The sequence below is a fragment of the Aliiruegeria sabulilitoris genome, from assembly GCF_001558155.1.
Taxonomy (GTDB): Bacteria; Pseudomonadota; Alphaproteobacteria; order Rhodobacterales; family Rhodobacteraceae; genus Tropicimonas; species Tropicimonas sabulilitoris.
This window is the reverse complement of sequence record NZ_LOAS01000010.1, coordinates 146,457-162,917: the sequence shown is the minus strand read 5'-3', so window position 1 is coordinate 162,917 and position 16,461 is coordinate 146,457. Positions and strand designations below refer to the sequence as shown.

General features: G+C 61.9%; 17 protein-coding genes, 1 tRNA gene and 1 pseudogene. 7 read left to right on the top strand and 12 right to left on the bottom strand.

Translation table 11 applies throughout. The features are described from left to right. Together AX756_RS10760 and AX756_RS10755 are read left to right on the top strand one after the other, a co-directional pair. Positions 1–1,287: an amino acid ABC transporter permease gene (locus AX756_RS10760; protein WP_068310948.1), complete on the top strand. Its 1,287-nt coding sequence runs from the start codon at positions 1–3 to the stop codon at positions 1,285–1,287. An 11-nt stretch (positions 1,288–1,298) separates the two neighbouring features. Beyond that, positions 1,299–2,090: an amino acid ABC transporter ATP-binding protein gene (locus AX756_RS10755; RefSeq protein ID WP_068310945.1), complete on the top strand. Its 792-nt coding sequence runs from the start codon at positions 1,299–1,301 to the stop codon at positions 2,088–2,090. A 72-nt stretch (positions 2,091–2,162) separates the two neighbouring features. Here the strand turns inward: AX756_RS10755 and AX756_RS10750 are convergent, their stop codons facing one another. The 11 genes from AX756_RS10750 to rpmH all read right to left on the bottom strand — a co-directional run bounded on the left by AX756_RS10750 (position 2,163) and on the right by rpmH (position 10,990). After that, on the bottom strand, positions 2,163–2,663 hold the full coding sequence (locus tag AX756_RS10750; protein WP_068310942.1) for a SixA phosphatase family protein: 501 nt from the start codon (positions 2,661–2,663) through the stop codon (positions 2,163–2,165). Then, on the bottom strand, positions 2,660–3,322 hold the full coding sequence (locus AX756_RS10745) for a ferredoxin (protein WP_231701032.1): 663 nt from the start codon (positions 3,320–3,322) through the stop codon (positions 2,660–2,662). Before AX756_RS10745 ends, AX756_RS10750 begins: the two co-directional genes overlap by 4 nt. 3 nt (positions 3,323–3,325) lie before the next feature. After that, on the bottom strand, positions 3,326–4,189 hold the full coding sequence (argB, locus tag AX756_RS10740; protein WP_068310937.1) for an acetylglutamate kinase: 864 nt from the start codon (positions 4,187–4,189) through the stop codon (positions 3,326–3,328). Positions 4,190–4,299: 110 nt separating this feature from the next. Next, on the bottom strand, positions 4,300–4,959 hold the full coding sequence (gene yihA / locus AX756_RS10735) for a ribosome biogenesis GTP-binding protein YihA/YsxC (RefSeq protein ID WP_068310934.1): 660 nt from the start codon (positions 4,957–4,959) through the stop codon (positions 4,300–4,302). Beyond that, complete coding sequence (locus AX756_RS10730; RefSeq protein ID WP_068310932.1) at positions 4,956–5,714, bottom strand: MOSC domain-containing protein; 759 nt, start codon at positions 5,712–5,714, stop codon at positions 4,956–4,958. The genes yihA and AX756_RS10730 overlap by 4 nt, the downstream gene beginning before the upstream one ends. Beyond that, positions 5,711–7,522 carry a membrane protein insertase YidC gene (gene yidC / locus AX756_RS10725; RefSeq protein ID WP_068310929.1) on the bottom strand — a complete coding sequence of 604 codons (1,812 nt, stop codon included), beginning with the start codon at positions 7,520–7,522 and terminating at the stop codon, positions 5,711–5,713. The genes AX756_RS10730 and yidC overlap by 4 nt, the downstream gene beginning before the upstream one ends. A gap of 142 nt (positions 7,523–7,664) precedes the next feature. After that, positions 7,665–9,203: a putative bifunctional diguanylate cyclase/phosphodiesterase gene (locus AX756_RS10720; protein ID WP_068310928.1), complete on the bottom strand. Its 1,539-nt coding sequence runs from the start codon at positions 9,201–9,203 to the stop codon at positions 7,665–7,667. A 93-nt stretch (positions 9,204–9,296) separates the two neighbouring features. Further along, complete coding sequence (ttcA, locus tag AX756_RS10715; RefSeq protein ID WP_068310926.1) at positions 9,297–10,142, bottom strand: tRNA 2-thiocytidine(32) synthetase TtcA; 846 nt, start codon at positions 10,140–10,142, stop codon at positions 9,297–9,299. An 88-nt stretch (positions 10,143–10,230) separates the two neighbouring features. Continuing rightward, a complete protein-coding gene (gene yidD, locus AX756_RS10710) occupies positions 10,231–10,485 on the bottom strand; it encodes a membrane protein insertion efficiency factor YidD (RefSeq protein WP_068310924.1) in 255 nt (84 codons plus the stop codon). Further along, positions 10,482–10,853 carry a ribonuclease P protein component gene (gene rnpA, locus AX756_RS10705; protein ID WP_068310921.1) on the bottom strand — a complete coding sequence of 124 codons (372 nt, stop codon included), beginning with the start codon at positions 10,851–10,853 and terminating at the stop codon, positions 10,482–10,484. The genes yidD and rnpA overlap by 4 nt, the downstream gene beginning before the upstream one ends. Before the next feature lie 2 nt (positions 10,854–10,855). Beyond that, positions 10,856–10,990, bottom strand: a complete 135-nt coding sequence (gene rpmH / locus AX756_RS10700) for a 50S ribosomal protein L34 (protein WP_012177012.1) — start codon at positions 10,988–10,990, stop codon at positions 10,856–10,858. 291 nt (positions 10,991–11,281) lie between these two features. Here rpmH and AX756_RS10695 point away from each other — a divergent pair, with 291 nt between their 5' ends. From AX756_RS10695 to AX756_RS10680, 4 genes are all read left to right on the top strand, one after another. Further along, positions 11,282–12,013: a TVP38/TMEM64 family protein gene (locus tag AX756_RS10695; RefSeq protein WP_068310918.1), complete on the top strand. Its 732-nt coding sequence runs from the start codon at positions 11,282–11,284 to the stop codon at positions 12,011–12,013. Positions 12,014–12,015: 2 nt separating this feature from the next. Then, positions 12,016–13,434 (top strand): dihydrolipoyl dehydrogenase family protein, encoded by a 1,419-nt coding sequence (locus AX756_RS10690; protein ID WP_068310915.1) that lies wholly within the window; start codon positions 12,016–12,018, stop codon positions 13,432–13,434. A gap of 14 nt (positions 13,435–13,448) precedes the next feature. Further along, positions 13,449–14,855 (top strand): sensor histidine kinase, encoded by a 1,407-nt coding sequence (locus AX756_RS10685; protein WP_068310912.1) that lies wholly within the window; start codon positions 13,449–13,451, stop codon positions 14,853–14,855. A 94-nt stretch (positions 14,856–14,949) separates the two neighbouring features. Further along, positions 14,950–15,026, top strand: a tRNA-Arg gene (locus tag AX756_RS10680). Between the two features lie 250 nt (positions 15,027–15,276). Here AX756_RS10680 and AX756_RS26870 read toward each other — a convergent pair. Beyond that, positions 15,277–15,514 (bottom strand): annotated as a pseudogene (locus tag AX756_RS26870) (transposase); the annotation flags it as partial. Positions 15,515–15,707: 193 nt separating this feature from the next. On the opposite strand from AX756_RS26870, the gene AX756_RS10675 reads away from it, so the two are divergent. Beyond that, the gene (locus tag AX756_RS10675; RefSeq protein ID WP_068310910.1) at positions 15,708–16,433 is read left to right on the top strand and encodes an SDR family oxidoreductase; all 726 of its coding nucleotides are present in this window, start codon (positions 15,708–15,710) and stop codon (positions 16,431–16,433) included. Positions 16,434–16,461: the final 28 nt, after the last annotated feature.

Below are 16,461 nucleotides of genomic sequence, written 5' to 3'. Positions count from 1 at the left end.
ATGGTTGATATTCATTTCGTCCGCAAATCCATGATCGAGGAACAGGAACCGCCGGCGGCAACCACGGGTGTGGCCGGCTGGATCCGGGAGAACCTCTTCTCCTCGCCGCTCAACGCGGTTCTGTCGATCCTGTCGATTGGCTTTATCGTCTACGTGCTTTCCGCGCTTCTGCCCTGGGCCATCTCGCCGACCTGGGCGGCCACCTCGTTGGGAGAATGCCGCGAGATCCTGGCCGGGCATGAAGGCGCCTGCTGGGGCGTGATCCGCGAGCGCTGGCTGCAACTGCTGTTCGGCTTCTACCCCAAGGAGCTTTACTGGCGGGTCGTGCTCGACTTCGCGCTGTTGATCGTGGCCGTGGCGCCAGTTCTGTTCACGGGCCTGCCGCGCAAGATGCTGTACTTTTCGGCGATCTACCCGTTCCTGATGCCCTGGCTGCTATGGGGCGGTTCGGTCTGGAACCCCATCGCCGCCGCGCTTGGCTTTGTTCTGGGCTATTTCGCGCACAAGCTCGCCAAGCCGGCATTGGGCGGCCTCGCAGCGGTGATCCTCGCCTTCGTGGTGCCGATCATCTGGTGGATGGTTCTGTCGGGCCCGGTGGTCGATGCGCTCGGTTCGGTCCTGCCTCTGGCAATGGAAACGGTGCAAAGCCGGAATTTCGGTGGCTTCATGCTGTCGATCACCATCGGTGTCGTCGCCATCGCCATCTCGCTGCCCATCGGCATCCTGCTGGCGCTCGGGCGGCAGTCGAACCTCTTCATCGTCCGGTCGCTCTCGGTCGGCTTCATCGAGTTCATTCGCGGTGTGCCGCTGATCACGCTCTTGTTCGTGGCCTCCACCCTGCTGAACATCTTCATGCCGCCGGGAACGGATTTCGACATCATCCTGCGCGTCATCATCATGGTCACGCTCTTCGCCTCCGCCTACATGGCCGAGGTGGTGCGTGGCGGCCTCGCGGCCCTTCCAAAGGGGCAGTATGAAGCCGCCGACGCGCTCGGGCTCGATTTCTGGATGTCGCAGCGGCTGATCATCATGCCGCAAGCGCTCAAGATCTCGATCCCCGGCATCGTGTCGACCTTCATCGGTGTCTTCAAGGATACCACTCTGGTGTCGATCATCGGCCTTCTGGACCCGATCGGGCTGTCCACGTCCATCCGCGCCGACCAGGCCTGGAACGGCGTTGTCTGGGAGCTCTACGGCTTCATCGCGCTGATGTTCTTCATCTTCTGCTTCTCCATGTCCCGCTATTCCATGTTCCTGGAGCGCAAGCTTCAGACGGGCCACCGCTAAGGAAACGCCAAATGTCAGAAAACGCAGTTGAACGCCAAGTCGACCGCTCGCAAATGGAAGTCTCCGACAAGGTGGCGATCCAGATTACCCATATGAACAAGTGGTACGGCAGCTTCCATGTGCTCAGGGATATCAACCTGAGCGTCAACGAAGGGGAACGGATCGTCATTGCCGGTCCTTCGGGGTCGGGCAAATCAACCCTGATCCGCTGTATCAACCGGCTGGAAGAGCACCAGGCGGGCGAGATCATCGTCGACGGGACGGAGTTGTCTTCGGATCTTAAGAATATCGACAAGATCCGCTCCGAGGTTGGCATGGTGTTCCAGCACTTCAACCTGTTCCCGCATCTGACGATCCTCGAGAACTGTACGCTGGCGCCGATCTGGGTGCGCAAGATCCCCCGCAAGGAAGCGGAGGAAACGGCGATGCACTTCCTGGAGAAGGTTAAGATCCCCGAACAGGCGCTGAAATATCCCGGCCAGCTTTCGGGCGGTCAGCAGCAGCGTGTGGCCATTGCCCGCTCGCTTTGCATGATGCCGCGGATCATGCTCTTCGACGAGCCGACCTCGGCGCTTGACCCGGAGATGATCAAGGAAGTGCTAGAGACCATGATCCAACTCGCCGAGGAAGGCATGACCATGCTCTGCGTGACCCACGAGATGGGCTTCGCCAAGCAGGTGGCCAACCGGGTGATCTTCATGGACCAGGGCCAGATCGTCGAGCAGAACGAGCCGAACGAGTTCTTCAACAACCCGCAGCACGAGCGCACCAAGCTCTTCCTGAGCCAGATCCTCGGGCACTGAGCAGTTCTCCAAAGCCTGAAACAAACAAGGCCCCGGTTCCGCCGGGGCCTTTCTCGTTCTCTGACCTGTGCCTCAGTCTGTCTGATCGATGAGATCGTGCGGGGTCAGGAACTCGAGGACTTCTCCCTTGTGCGGCTCCAGCTTCGACCATTTCTTGATGTCGAAACGCGCAACCAGGGTCGCACCGGTCGGGAAATCGCCGAAACGATTGTGCTCCGGTGGGGTTTCGATCAGCTCATGGGCGAACATCGCGATACCCGGATTGTGACCGATCATCATCACGGTGGCGCCCTTGGCCGCTTTCAGTGCCGTGAGCATCGCGTCCGGACCGGCATGGTACAGCTCGTCCAACAGTTCCGGTTCGCCCTCAAGGCCAAGCCCTTCCCAGGTTTCCCGCGTTCGGCGCGCGGTCGAGCACAGGATCTGGTCCGGGTGGTACTCCGTGCCCCGCAGCCATTTTCCGAGCGCCTTGGCGCCGCGCTTGCCGCGCTTGTTCAGCGGTCGATCCATATCGTTCAGCTCGGGGTTCACCCAGCCGGATTTGGCGTGACGGAGGAGAATCAGACGTTTCATCGCTTCCCGTGAAATGCGCGCATGTGAAAAGCCGACTGCGCCGGATTGCGTCCCGAGCGCTGGCTGACGGGGCAGGCGCGGCGCGCCGCGCATCCCCGTACCATGCAATCCGACCCAGCGGAGGTGTCAAGATGATTGTAACAGGTGTCGACGGCATATTGACCGGTCCGGAAGGCGCAAACCGGGCAGGCGTCGCGGCAGGGTTGCGCCTCACAGCTCTCGCAGGGCGGTGTTCCCCAAGCGGGCGCGGGCATGGAAAAGGGCAGGGCAAGCGCACCCCGGAGCGAGACCATCAACCCGTCTTTCGCATGGGCAAGCATGTTGAGTGGCGAGGCGGCAAAGGCGCCGCTTTCCAGCGCCCAGGCGTAAAAGGGAGGGTAGGGCGGCCCGTCCGAAGGAAAGAGCGCCTGCCCGTCATGGCGCGCGGCGATCACCGTAAGAACCCGTTTGGACCAGCGGTCCAGCGGGTCCGTCGCGCCATCGCGAAACTCCTGCGAGGCGGTGAAATGGGGCCAGAAGACCGGATTGTCCGGGCCGATCAACAGAAGGGAGCGGCATCCTGAGGGAAGCGTCGGGTCCGATTCGGTGAGATCCAGCCCGCCCAGAACCGCAAGACAGTCCCGGGCGAGGCAGGCCTGTATGTCATCCGAATCCGGCACCGATCATTCGGCGCGGATCATCGAACCGGCACCATGGTCGGTGAACAATTCGAGCAGACATGCATTCGGCGCTCGACCGTCGAGAATGACCACGGCGCGCACGCCCTCACGGATTGCGGCGACGGCCGTTTCGGTCTTCGGGATCATGCCGCCAGCAATGACGCCATTCCGGGTCAATTCATCGACGGATTCGATGGTCAGGTTGGTGATCACCGACCCTTCGGCATCCTTGACGCCTTCGACATCGGTCAGCAGCAGGAGGCGATCTGCCTTCAGCGCGCCGGCAATTGCCCCGGCAGCGGTGTCTCCATTGACGTTGAATGTCTCGCCGTCGCGCCCGGCGCCGAGCGGGGCAACAATGGGAATGATGCCGTGGGAGTGCATCTGATGGATCAGGTCCGGCGTCACCTCGACCGGCTGGCCCACGAGGCCGAGCGCCGGGTCCACCGGATCGCAGACCATCATGTTCGCATCCTTGCCGGAAATGCCCACGGCGCGGCCACCTTGGCTGTTGATCGCCTGCACGATCCGCTTGTTCACCAGCCCCGAGAGGACCATCTCGACCACTTCCATCGTGGCCTCGTCCGTCACGCGCTTGCCATTCACGAACTCGCTCTTGATATCGAGCTTCGCCAGCAGGCTGTTGATCATCGGTCCGCCACCATGGACGATCACCGGATGCACGCCGACCTGGTTCATCAGCACGATGTCGCGCGCGAAGCTTGCCATCTGCTCCTCGTCGCCCATGGCGTGACCGCCGAATTTAATGACGACCGTGGCACCGGTATAGCGCTGAAGGTACGGGAGGGCCTCGGACAGGGTCCGGGCAGTGGCGATCCAATCGCGGTTCATGTTCTGCTTCTTCATTGATCCGGCTCGGGTTTTACTGGTTAGGCGTGTTACGCTGCGTAGCCCGCGCTGCCAAGAAGTTTATCCCTGCAGGCCGCAGCAAGCCGGAATGCAGCCACAACAGGCGGTCAGCTATCCGCGAGCGCCGCGATTGTGCTGCGCAATGTGGCGATGCCGTCCCCCTTCTCGGAGGAGGTGACGATCAACTCGGGGAAGGCCGCCGGATGTGCCTGAAGGCTGGCGCGCACCTGTTCGATCACTGTCTCCAGTTCGGCGGTCTTCACCTTGTCCGCCTTGGTCAGGACGGTCTGGAACGGGACGGCGGATTTGTCGAGCAGCGTGAGGATTTCTTTGTCCACGGCCTTCACGCCGTGGCGTGCGTCGATCAGCACGAAGGCCCGGCGCAGCGTCGGGCGGCCCGAAAGGTAGGCCTTGAGCAGATTTTGCCATTTCTCGACCACCGCAACCGGCGCCTTGGCAAAACCGTAGCCGGGCAGGTCCACCAGATAGTGGCTGTCGGCAAGGGTGAAATAGTTGATCTCCTGCGTCCGGCCCGGCGTGTTGGAGGCGCGCGCCAGCGCCTTGTGCCCGGTGAGCGCGTTGATCAGGGAAGATTTTCCGACATTGGAGCGCCCGGCAAAACACACCTCCAACCGGTCCGCCGGTGGCAGGCCGGACATGGCAACGACCCCCTTCAGGAAGGTGGTCTGCCCGGCAAAGAGCTTGCGCCCGCGTTCCATCATCGCGGCATCGGGTTCTTCGGCAATGGGGAAGGGGAGGGTAGTCATGTCAGGCTGGCCTCGTCGCCAATGTTGAGTGCGCCGCCTTCGATCACGGTCGCATAGACGCCAAAATCCCGGTGGCCGTAGGCTTCCTCGAGGATTCCGAGCGTGTCGACATCCGGAATTCCGGTTTCAGGGTCGACCTTCGTGGCATTGCATCGGGTGATCGGTTCCTCGACGCGCAGGAGCGCCTCTCCGATCCGAACTTCCTTGCCGATCCAGTCGAATTCTTCCCAAGGCGCGAAACCGTCGAGCCAGAGATTTCCACGGAACCGGTGGATGGACAGATCCCGGCCGGCGCGCTGGCCGAAAGCTCGCAGCGAAGACTGGTTCAGAACGGCGACGAACGGGTCCGGGACATCGCTCAGGGCCTGTGCCCCGGCCGATACCAGCCGAGCCACCTGTGGGCGCGTGTCCGGCCAGAGCGGGGCGAGCCACTCCAGTAGCGCGGCGGCATCCTGCGCCGCGTCGGGAGCGATTTCGATCACGGGACGCAAGGGATGCGTGAGGCGGATCTTCCGATCCGAATCTGTCATCTCTGCCTGAACCGCCATCAATTGCGGGCCGGCGACGCCGCGGACAAAGTTTCGTTTGGCGTACCAGCCATCCGGATCGCCATCGAATTCCGCGGCTTCGTGGGCCACGGCCCAGTGCCGGTCCAAAGGTAGAATGGCCCCGGCGGTCAGAACCACCGAGGCCAAGCTCTCCCACCCGATCGACTTGATCGGGTGGCGCAGGATATGGGTCAGCCGCCCTGTCATTCGGTGTTGGGCTTCTTGCGTTTGAAGGTCGACAGGATGTTGCCGAAGACATCAGGCTTGTAGCCGTGGCTCCGCATGATCAGGTATTGCTGCGTGAAGGTGATCACGTTGTTGGTGATCCAGTAGAGCACCAGCCCGCTGGCAAAGCTGCCCAGCATGAACATGAAGACCCACGGCATCCAGGCAAAGATCATCTGCTGCGTCGGGTCGGTCGGCGCCGGATTCAGCTTCTGCTGCATCCACATCGAAATCCCGAGCAGGATCGGCATGACACCGAGCGAGAGGATCTCGAACATACCCAGATCCGGCACTGCGAAGGGCAGCAGACCGAAGAGGTTGATGATCGAGGAAGGATCGGGTGCCGAAAGGTCCCGAATATATCCGATCCAAGGTGCATGACGCAGTTCGATCGTGACGAAGATCACCTTGTAAAGCGAGAAGAAGATCGGGATCTGCAGAAGGATCGGCAGGCAGCCCGAGGCCGGGTTCACCTTTTCCTTCTTGTAGAGCTCCATCATGTCCTTCTGGAGCTTCTGGCGGTCGTCGCCAGCGCGCTCCTTGAGCTTCTCCATCTCAGGTTGAAGCTCCTTCATCTTCGCCATCGACGAATAGGACTTGTAGGCGAGCGGGAATAGCAGCGCCTTGATGGTGATGGTCAGTGCGATGATCGACCAGCCCATATTGCCGATGAAGCCGTGCAGGAAGTGCAGGACGGTAAAGATCGGCTTGGTCAGGAAAAAGAACCAGCCCCAATCGATGGAATCGAGGAAGCCTTCAATGCCGCCTTCATTCTGGTAGTCACGGATGGCTTCCCATTCCTTCGCTCCGGCGAAGAGTTGCGAGCTCTGTTCAACGGTCTGCCCAGGCGCGATTTCGAGCGTCGGGTAGATCGTCTGGGTCTGGTAGATCCCACTGGCCGCCTGATAGAGCATCACTTGCTTGTGGCTCTGGCCGGGGGCGGGGATCAGGGTCGTCATCCAGTACTTGTCAGTGAAGCCGATCCAGCCGTTATCCCCAACTTCGACGGTTTCGCCCTGTACGCCGAGCGTCGGATCGATCTCGAAATCCTCGAAATCCTTGTACTCCTTCTCCATGAGCGAGCCGTCGGCCATGGCGACGACCCCTTCATGCAAGATGAAGAACCGTGTCAGCTCCGGGAGTCCATGACGGGCGATGATGCCATAAGGGGCCGCACGCCGCGCGGTTTCCGTGGGGTTTTCCACCGATTGGGTGACGATGAACATGTAGTTCGAGTCGACCGAGATCGTCTTGCGGAAGATCAGTCCGGCGGGGCTGTCCCAACGGAGGGTGACCGGGGTTTCGGAGGTCAGCGTCGAACCGCTTTCGACCGTCCAGATCGTGTCCGTGGCCGGAACATCCGCGGCTTCAAGGCCGCCACCGGGCGCCCAGCCGAACAGGGCGTAGTAGGAAAGCGCTTCGCCAACGGGTTCGAGAAGACGGACATTGGGCGAGCCGTCGTCAAGGGTCTCCTGATAGTCCATCAGCAGCAGATCGTCGATACGACCGCCGGCAAGAGAGATGCTACCCGAAAGGCGCTCGGTCTCGACCTGCACGCGCGGAACATCTACCGCCGGCGCTGCTTGGGTGGTGGTTGATTGTGCCGTGGGGTCGGCATTCTGCGGTACCGTGGCAATAGCACTGCCACTGGCGTCCGTGTTCGTCTCGCTAACCACAACTTCGTTGGTGGGCGCGACCGGTTCTTCCGGCGGGAATACCACGAACCAGACCAGGATCACGAGAAAGCTGAGTGCCGTGGCGAGAATGAGGTTCTTGTTCTGATCGTCCATCAGGGGATCACCGACGTCCTTCCTGTTTTCAGGTTTCGCGCCGGTTCAATCCGCCACGAGCAGAAACGTCAAGCAGAATCCCGATTTTGGGGGCTTCCTAAGCGGGCTATGGCGAAGAAAGCCGGTGCATCGCGGTTATCTGTCACTGTGTTGGGCGTCCGATCCGAGGTGGTTGGCCGATCCGGCAACTGTGTTTGTCCATCCAGGACATCGTCCCCTCGAAGGGAAGCGGCGGTGCAATGCCGTTGCCTTGGACATGGCCGCACCCCAGTTGTGCCAGCATCGCATGTTCGCCGTGAGATTCGACTCCCTCGGCCAGCGTCTGCAGATCCAGTTGTTCGGCCATCGCCAGAATCGCGGACACCATGCGCTGCTGGTCGCGCTGGTTATCCAAGCGAGTGGTGAAGGACTTGTCGATCTTGATTCGGTTGACGCCAAACCGGCGGATATTTGCAATTGAGGCATGCCGGGTGCCGAAATTGTCTAGGTCGATTTCGCAGCCGAGCTTTGCAAGCGCGGCGATATTTGCGGTGATCGTGTCGTTGTTCGAATCCGTCACGACGGTTTCCTGGATTCCGATGGTCAAGCGATCTGGCGTGAGGTCGAACCGGTCGAGTTCCCAGCGGATCTTGTCCACGAGACGTGGGTTGCGCAGTTCCGCGCCGGTGAAGTTGATGCCGACACGCGGGACGCGGTAGCCCGATTTATCCCACAGGCGAAGCGCAGAAAGGCTCTGAAACAGCATCACGTCGCCAAGGCGCTCCGACATTCCGGCGTTGTCGATGGCCTCCATGAAGTCTCTGAGCGGCAGGACACCGCGTTCCGGGTGGTCCCAACGGGCAAGAGCTTCGAAGCCGGAGACGAGGCCGGTATCGGTGGAGATCTGTGGCTGAAACCAGGGACGGACCTGGCCATCGCTGAAGGCCTGGACAATTTCTTCGGACAGGTTCTGGCGTATCTCGATCGCTTCGCCCATTTCGGAGGAATACGCCCGAATCGCGTTTTTTCCGGAGCGGCGTGCTTCGTCCATGGCCATTTCGGCGGCTTCCAGCATGGACGCCGCATCACGCGACGGTGCGCGCCGGGCAAGGCAGAAACCGACGGAGGCAGATACAAAAAACGTTCCTGCGTCGAGGCTTATCGGCTCACCGATTTCCGCCTGCAGTCGTTCCGCAACACGCAGTCCGACTTCCATATTTGCCTGGCGGACCGGCCCGAGGACAACGGCAAAACGGTGCTCGACAAGGCGCCCGGCGAGGTCGCCCGGTCGGATGGCCGTCAGGATTCGATCTGCCGTGCAGCGCAGGATTTCCTCCGTGCCGGTGCTCCCGAGGGCTTCGGCAATTTCGGAGAAATCGTCTAGTTGAATGACAAGGGCGACGGTCGACTGGCCGCGCCCCTCATAGGCTTCCAGATGGCCAGACAAGGTGTCGAGCAAGCGATCTCGGTTCGCCAGCCCGGTCAGCCCGTCGACCCAGTTCTTGTCACGATCTCCCTCCACCAAGCCGCCCAGCAGCAGCACAACGGGGAATGTCACCGCCGTGAGCATCAGCAGCCCTTCGCCTCCGAACCAGTACCCACCGAGCATCAACGCAGGCACGAAGGCCAGTGTTTGCGGGCGAATGAACGCCTGATTCAGGCGATTGCGGAACTGGCGATATCGGACGGCTTTGCGGGCCATGAACAGACTCCTCGAACTGGCGCCACGCGCCCTTCGCGGAGAAGCTAAAAGATCAAAATCAGAAGGTTCTTAATGCCAATCTGCCAATTGCCGTCAATTTTCACCAGTTTGATCCATTTTCAGCGACAGGCCGGCAAAGTCGAACAATTCCGGATCCAGCAAGTGGGACGGTCGGGCGTTCGTGAGGGCGCGGAACATCTTGTTGCGCCGGCCCGGATGGTTGGCTTCCCATCCATCGATGATCTTCTTCACCTGCTGGCGCTGCAGCCCGTCCTGGCTGCCGCACAGATCGCAGGGAATGATCGGGTAGTTCATTGCGGCGGCGAAGCGTTCGCAATCCGCCTCGGCGACATGCGCCAGCGGGCGATACACGAAGAGATCGCCATCTTCGTTCACCAGTTTGGGCGGCATGGTGGCCAGTCGTCCGCCGTGAAAGAGGTTCATGAAAAAGGTTTCCAGGATGTCGTCGCGATGGTGCCCCAGCACGACCGCCGAACATCCCTCCTCGCGCGCGATCCGGTAGAGGTTGCCGCGCCGCAGGCGCGAGCAGAGCGCGCAAAAGGTGCGCCCCTGCGGGATCTTGTCCATGACGATGGAATAGGTGTCCTGATACTCGATCCGGTGCGGCACGCCCATCCGCTCCAGGAACTCTGGCAGGACCGTGGCAGGAAACCCCGGCTGACCCTGATCGAGATTGCAGGCCAGGATCTCCACCGGCAGCAACCCCCGCCATTTCAGCTCGTGCAACACGGCCAGCATCGTGTAGCTGTCCTTGCCGCCCGAAAGGCAAACCAGCCAGCGCGCGTCGCGCTCGACCATGCCATATTGCTCGACCGCCTCGCGCACATTGCGCACGATCCGCTTGCGGAGCTTCTTGAACTCCGTGCTCGAGGGCGCGCCATGAAACAGTGGGTGAATATCGTCCAGATCGTCGAACATGGCCGCTCCTATGACAGAAATCGCCGCATGGGCAAAGCTTCCGGCAGCGTCATCTTTCCGAGAAATATCCGCGCCGGAGGCAAAGGACTCAATGCTTGCCGGAACACTCGTGCTCCGGGTCGCTCCCCGGAACCGGGTCATAACCGCAAGACCCCCAGGGGTTGCAGCGCGCGATACGCTTGAGCGCCATCCAGCCGCCACGAAGCGCGCCGTGCTCTTGCAACGCTTCCAGCGCGTACGCTGAACAGGTTGGCTGGTATCGGCAATTGAAACCAACCCAGGGGCTGAAGATCAGTCGGTAACCGCGGATCGGCAGCGAGAGGAGCCAGGCGAAAGGTTTCATGATGTCTCGGGCCGGGGCTTGTGGACCCGCTCCACGGCTTCGCGCAGTTCCTGCAGAAGCGTTTCGAATGGACGATTGGCCGTCACATTGGCCCGGCCGATCAGGACGTAATCCCAGCCCGGGCGACCCGCCTCTGGCAGAACCGCCCGCGCGATCTCGCGCAAGCGGCGCTTGGCGCGGTTGCGGGCGACGGCATTTCCGACCTTCTTGGAACAGGTAAAGCCGACCCGCACCAAGGTGGGATCGGCTTCGGACTCTTGCCGTTTGCGGGCCTGAAGCAGGAAGCCCTGCGTGCCGGCACGTCCGGCGCGGGCTGCTGCCAGGAAATCTGCGCGTCTGGTCAGGGTGGCCAGCATCGGCCGACCCATGCTTACGCGCTGAGCGATTTCCGGCCGCGGGCGCGGCGGGCGTTCAGGATCTTGCGGCCGGCCTTGGTTGCCATGCGGGCACGAAAGCCGTGGCGGCGCTTGCGGACCAGGTTGGAAGGCTGAAAGGTGCGTTTCATCGCTCCGTCTCCTTAATTATTGGTTTTCTGCCCAAATCCGGCGGCGGATTCGAAGGCCGATGTATCTCGAAGCCCGCCGAGTAAGCGAGATTCCCGGCCAAGTCAATTCGCTGACGGACAATTCCTGCAACATCCTCGAAAATCCGGGCCTGAAATGTTTCAGTGCAGGCCTTTTCTCCCGGGAAATGTCACGAAAGCGCAGCTACCCGATCAAGCGGGCGTGAGCAACCTGTCCATTGCCTCCACAAATCCGCATCTTTGTATCGACCCGGAACGGCAAGGCGACCAAGAATGTCCGAGATGACGCAAACCCCGAACTCCACGAGAACCCACCTCTGGCCACTGGCAGCGATTGCCGTGGTAGCCATCCTTGGGGGGCTGCTACTCAAGGAGTTCCTGAGCTTCGAAACGCTGGCCGCCAACCGCGAAGCGCTGATCGCCATGCGCGATGCCAATTACATCGCGGTCGTGCTGGGCTTCATTGCCTTCTACGTCGTCGTCGTGGCCTTCAGCCTGCCCGGCGCGACGGTGGCGACGCTGACCGGCGGTTTCCTGTTCGGTATCTTTCCCGGGGTCCTCCTCAACGTGATCGCGGCCACGCTGGGCGCTGTGGTGATCTTCCTGGCCGCCCGCTGGGGACTGGGTGACAAGCTCGCGGCGCGGATGGATGCGTCCGAAGGGCAGGTGAAGCGGATCAAGGCGGGAATCGACCGCAACCAATGGGAAATGCTCTTCCTGATCCGCCTCGTGCCCGTGGTGCCCTTCTTCGTGGCCAACCTCGTCCCGGCGCTGGTCGGTGTTCCGTTGGCCCGCTATGCGATGACAACCTTTCTCGGCATCATCCCCGGTGCGCTCGTCTACACCTCTGTCGGGGCAGGGCTGGGAGACGTCCTCGCCGCCGGAGAGACGCCCGATCTCGGCGTGATCTTCGAGCCCCATATCCTGCTGCCCATTCTTGGACTGTGCCTGCTTGCGGCGCTGCCGATGATCCTGCGGGCGGTTCGTGGCGGCGCGGGAGCGTGAGCATGGAACGGATCGAAACGGATCTCTGCATCATTGGCGCCGGTTCCGGTGGACTGTCGCTGGCCGCCGGGGCGGTTCAGATGGGCGCGAGGGTCGTCCTGATCGAAGGCGGCGAGATGGGCGGGGACTGCCTGAATTACGGCTGCGTGCCGTCCAAGGCGCTGATCGCTGCCGGAAAACAGGCCCACGCCATGCGGACGGGCCGCCTGCTCGGCATCACCCCCGTTCATCCCGAGATCGACTATGCCGCCGCAAAGGACCATGTCCGTCGCGCGATCGAAACCATCGCGCCGCATGACAGCCAGGAACGGTTCGAAGGGCTCGGGGTGCGGGTCATCCGCGATTGGGCGAGGTTCCTCTCGGACCGGGAGGTCGAGGCCGGCGGGACCCGTATCAAGGCCCGCCGCTTTGTCGTTGCGACCGGGTCACGCCCTTTCATCCCGCCCATCGACGGGTTGGACCAGATGCCCTTCCTCACCAACGAGACGCTTTTCGATCTGAGAGAGCGGCCGGAGCACCTGTTGATTCTCGGCGGCGGGCCAATCGGGATGGAAATGGCGCAGGCCCATATCCGGCTCGGCAGCCGGGTGACGGTCGTTGAGGCAATGACAGCGCTCGGCAACGAAGATCCCGAGATGTCGGAGCGCGTCCTGAACCGGCTTCGGGAAGAAGGCGTCGAGATCCTCGAAAACACCGCCGCGGAGCGGGTCTCCGGCCAGGAAGGCGCCGTCACGCTGGAAACAGCCTCCGGCCCGATCAAGGGAAGCCACCTGCTCGTCGCGGCTGGTCGCTTGCCAAACACGGAGAAGCTGGATCTCGACCGCGCGGGTGTGCGCTTCGACCGGCGGGGTATAGAGGTGGATCGCGGCCTGCGCGCCTCCAACCGCAGGATCTATGCCATTGGCGATGTCGCGGCGGGCCATATGCGCTTTACCCATGTCGCCGGGTACCACGCTGGCGTCATCGCCCGTTCCATCCTGTTCGGACTGCCTGCCCGGTCGGGCCAAAGCCATATCCCCTACGCGATCTACACCGATCCAGAACTGGCGCAGGTCGGGCTGACGGAGGCGCAGGCACGCAAGGCACATGGGACGGCCCTCGAAGTGGTCCGCTTCGCCTATGACGGCAATGACCGCGCGATTGCCGAGGGCAAGACGGAGGGGTTGATCAAGGTCATGGTCTATCGCGGCCGCCCGGTGGGCGCGTCGATCACCGGAGCGCTGGCGGGCGAGTTGATCGCGCCCTGGGCGCTGATGATTGCCAATCGGCTGAAAATGAAAGCCATGGCCAATACAGTGCTGCCTTACCCGACATTGGCGGAAATCGGCAAACGCGCCGCCGGGGCCTATTTCTCGCCGCAGCTCTTTGATAGTTCTATGGTCAAGAAGGTGGTCGGCTTCGTCCAGCGCCACATCCCGTAAGGCATTTACGTCTCATGTTCCTCAACTCGCTCTCCGGCCGCTTCCTGCTTCTGACGGTAGCTTTCGTAATGTTGGCCGAAGTGCTTATCTTCGTGCCGTCCATCGCGCGCTTCCGGGAGGATTTCCTGCTGTCCCGGCTGGAGCGGGCCCAGATCGCCTCGCTTGCCCTGCTCGCCACCGAGGACATGATCGACGCCGATCTGGAGGCGGAACTTCTCGAAAATGCCGGCGTCCTCAACGTCGTTCTGCGGCGGGACGAGATGCGACAACTCATCCTGTCTTCGCCCATCCCGTCCCCAATTCAGGCGACATTCGACCTGCGTCATGCCTCGGCATGGGAGTTGATCCGGGATGCGCTGGCCTGCCTTGTCGATCCCGAGCCTCAGGTGATCCGGGTCATCGGCGACCCGGTGCGCGAGGCCGGGTTGCTGATCGAGGTTACCATGACCAGCGACAGGCTCCGCATGGAGATGATGGATTACGGGCTTCGGATCCTGTTGCTCTCCGCGGTCATCTCCGCTGTGACCGCGTTGTTGCTGTTCCTGTCCGTGCGCGGCATCCTCGTCGCACCGATCCACCGGCTGGTGGAGGGCATGAAAAGCTACGCTGCCGCCCCGGAAGATGCGCGCCGCATAATTTCGCCGGAAGCGAAGGTGCTGGAACTGCGCGAGGCCGAGGAAGCGCTGCAAAGCATGCAGACAGACCTCACGGGCGCCCTGCGGCAGAAGGAACGCCTGGCCCAGCTGGGTGGCGCGGTGGCCAGGATCAGCCACGACCTGCGCAATATCCTGACCACGGCGCAGCTCTTTGCCGACCGGATGGAAACCAGCAAGGACCCGGCGGTGCAACGCGCCGCGCCGAAGCTGGTGGGCTCCATCTCGCGCGCCGTGTCGCTTTGCGAATCCACGCTGGCCTTTGGCAAGGCCGAAGAACCGGCCCCGCGGCTGGAACGCCTGCAGCCGGCGAGCCTCGTGAACGACGTGATCGAGAGCGAACGGCTGGCCGTGGGCGATGCCGATATCAGCTTTGCCGAAGACGTTCCCGCCGGCATGATTCTGCGCGCCGATCCCGAACAGCTCCACCGGGTGATATCGAACCTCGTGCGCAATGCCCGGCAGGCGATCCTTGCCACCGGCAAGCCGGGCGAGATATGCGTCTCCGCCGAGGAGCATGACGAAGGCTGGGCACTTATCGTGGCCGATACCGGGCCGGGGCTTCCGCCGAAGGCCCGGGAATACCTGTTCCAACCTTTCCAGGGCGGAACCCGCAAGGGGGGCTCCGGTCTCGGTCTGGCCATTTCCTTGGAACTCGTGCGTGGACATGGCGGACGGCTGGAACTGCTGCGTACCGGGCCGGACGGCACGGCGTTTTCCGTGTTCCTGCCCAAGTCCATTTCTCTCGCGGGATCAGACGGCAAGTAACCCGCAGGACAGGAGCGTTTTCCGCCCGACAACCACTTTTTTGTGTTTTTCCTCTTGCGCCCCCTGAAGGCCAAGGCTATTCGGTCACTCCCACGCGCTGGTAGCTCAGTTGGATAGAGTACTTGACTACGAATCAAGGGGTCGGGGGTTCGAATCCTCCCCAGCGCGCCACTTCTCCCAAGCATCCAACTGAAAACAAATAGAAATATCGCTATGAATTTCTATCGTTCCCCCAAAATACGACATTGTCGCAGACCTCGGCCCGAGGGCTGAGATGCGGTTCATGGGGGCAATGCGGGTGAGGATTTCGGCAGTTTCTTGTTCGGGCCCCTGCGCCATGATGCGCTCACTGAATGGCTTGAGGCTTCTCATTCTGGCCTCGGCGCGACTTAGGATGTGATAGCCGCTCCATTGCTTGCAGAGAGGCCCACCGACGTGGAGGGCGGAACAGCACCTTCACGCTCAGATGGAACTGAATTGCTAGGTTTGAGAAACGTCCTCTGGACGGATTTCCGATCCTCCTCATTCTGAGAATCGCTCCAGTCGCCCTGCTTTGCATTCTTCTCAGCGAGCCAGGCCATGTCGCGGTCGAACCAGAGCAGCAGTGAACCATGCTTCCGAAGTGCCTCCCTCGCCATTGTGCGCGAATCAATGGCCAGATAGCCCGATCAGGGCGTCGTGCGACAGTGGGGAGAGGCAGGCTTCGGCATGACGCTGGGCTGACCTAGATTTCTGAAGGGGGTCCCGGACGGCCTTTGTTCATCAATGCCTTGCGGATCACGGATCCACCATGCCTTGAGTAACCGAACCAGAGAGGTAACAATCGGCGCGCCGCGCAAGGGAGTCGAGCAGATGGGGTTTACCAACAAAACGGTCGCGATCACCGGAGCCGGCAAGGGGATCGGCCGAGAAATTGCTCTGCGACTTTCGAAAATGGGCGCCCAGATTGTTTCGATGGGGCGGACCGAGGCGGATTTGCAGAGCCTTTTCGACGAGGTCGGCGGACGATACATCGTTGTGGATCTCGCTGATGCCGCCGCCGCAAGGGAAGCAGCGCGGGACGCGATGCCGGCGGACTTCCTCGTGAACTGTGCCGGAACAAACATACTACAGTCATTTCTCGAGGTTTCCGCCGATGATTTTGATCGGATCATCGCGATCAACCTGCGCGCCGCAATGATTGTCTCACAGGAATTCGCAGCACACCGCATCGCCAATGGTGGCGGCGGCGCCATCGTTCAGGTGTCGAGCATGTCGGCCTTCATCGGCTGGGCGGACCACGCTGCCTATTGCGCGTCCAAGGGGGGGCTTGATGCCATGAGCCGGGTAATGGCCAATGAGCTCGGTGAACACGGCATCCGGGTAAATTGCGTCAACCCGATCATTACTATGACGGACCTTGCCGCCGAGGCGTGGAGCGACCCCGCGAAATCCGGGCCGGTTCTGGACCGGATGCCGATCCGCCGCTTCGCCGAAACCGGCGATATCGCCGGGATCGTCGCGTTTCTGCTGAGCGATGCCGCTGAAATGATCAACGGGCATTCGATGCCGGTCGATGGGGGGCTCCTGTCCCGCTAACCGAATTGGCCGGGCCCGCGGAAAAGGT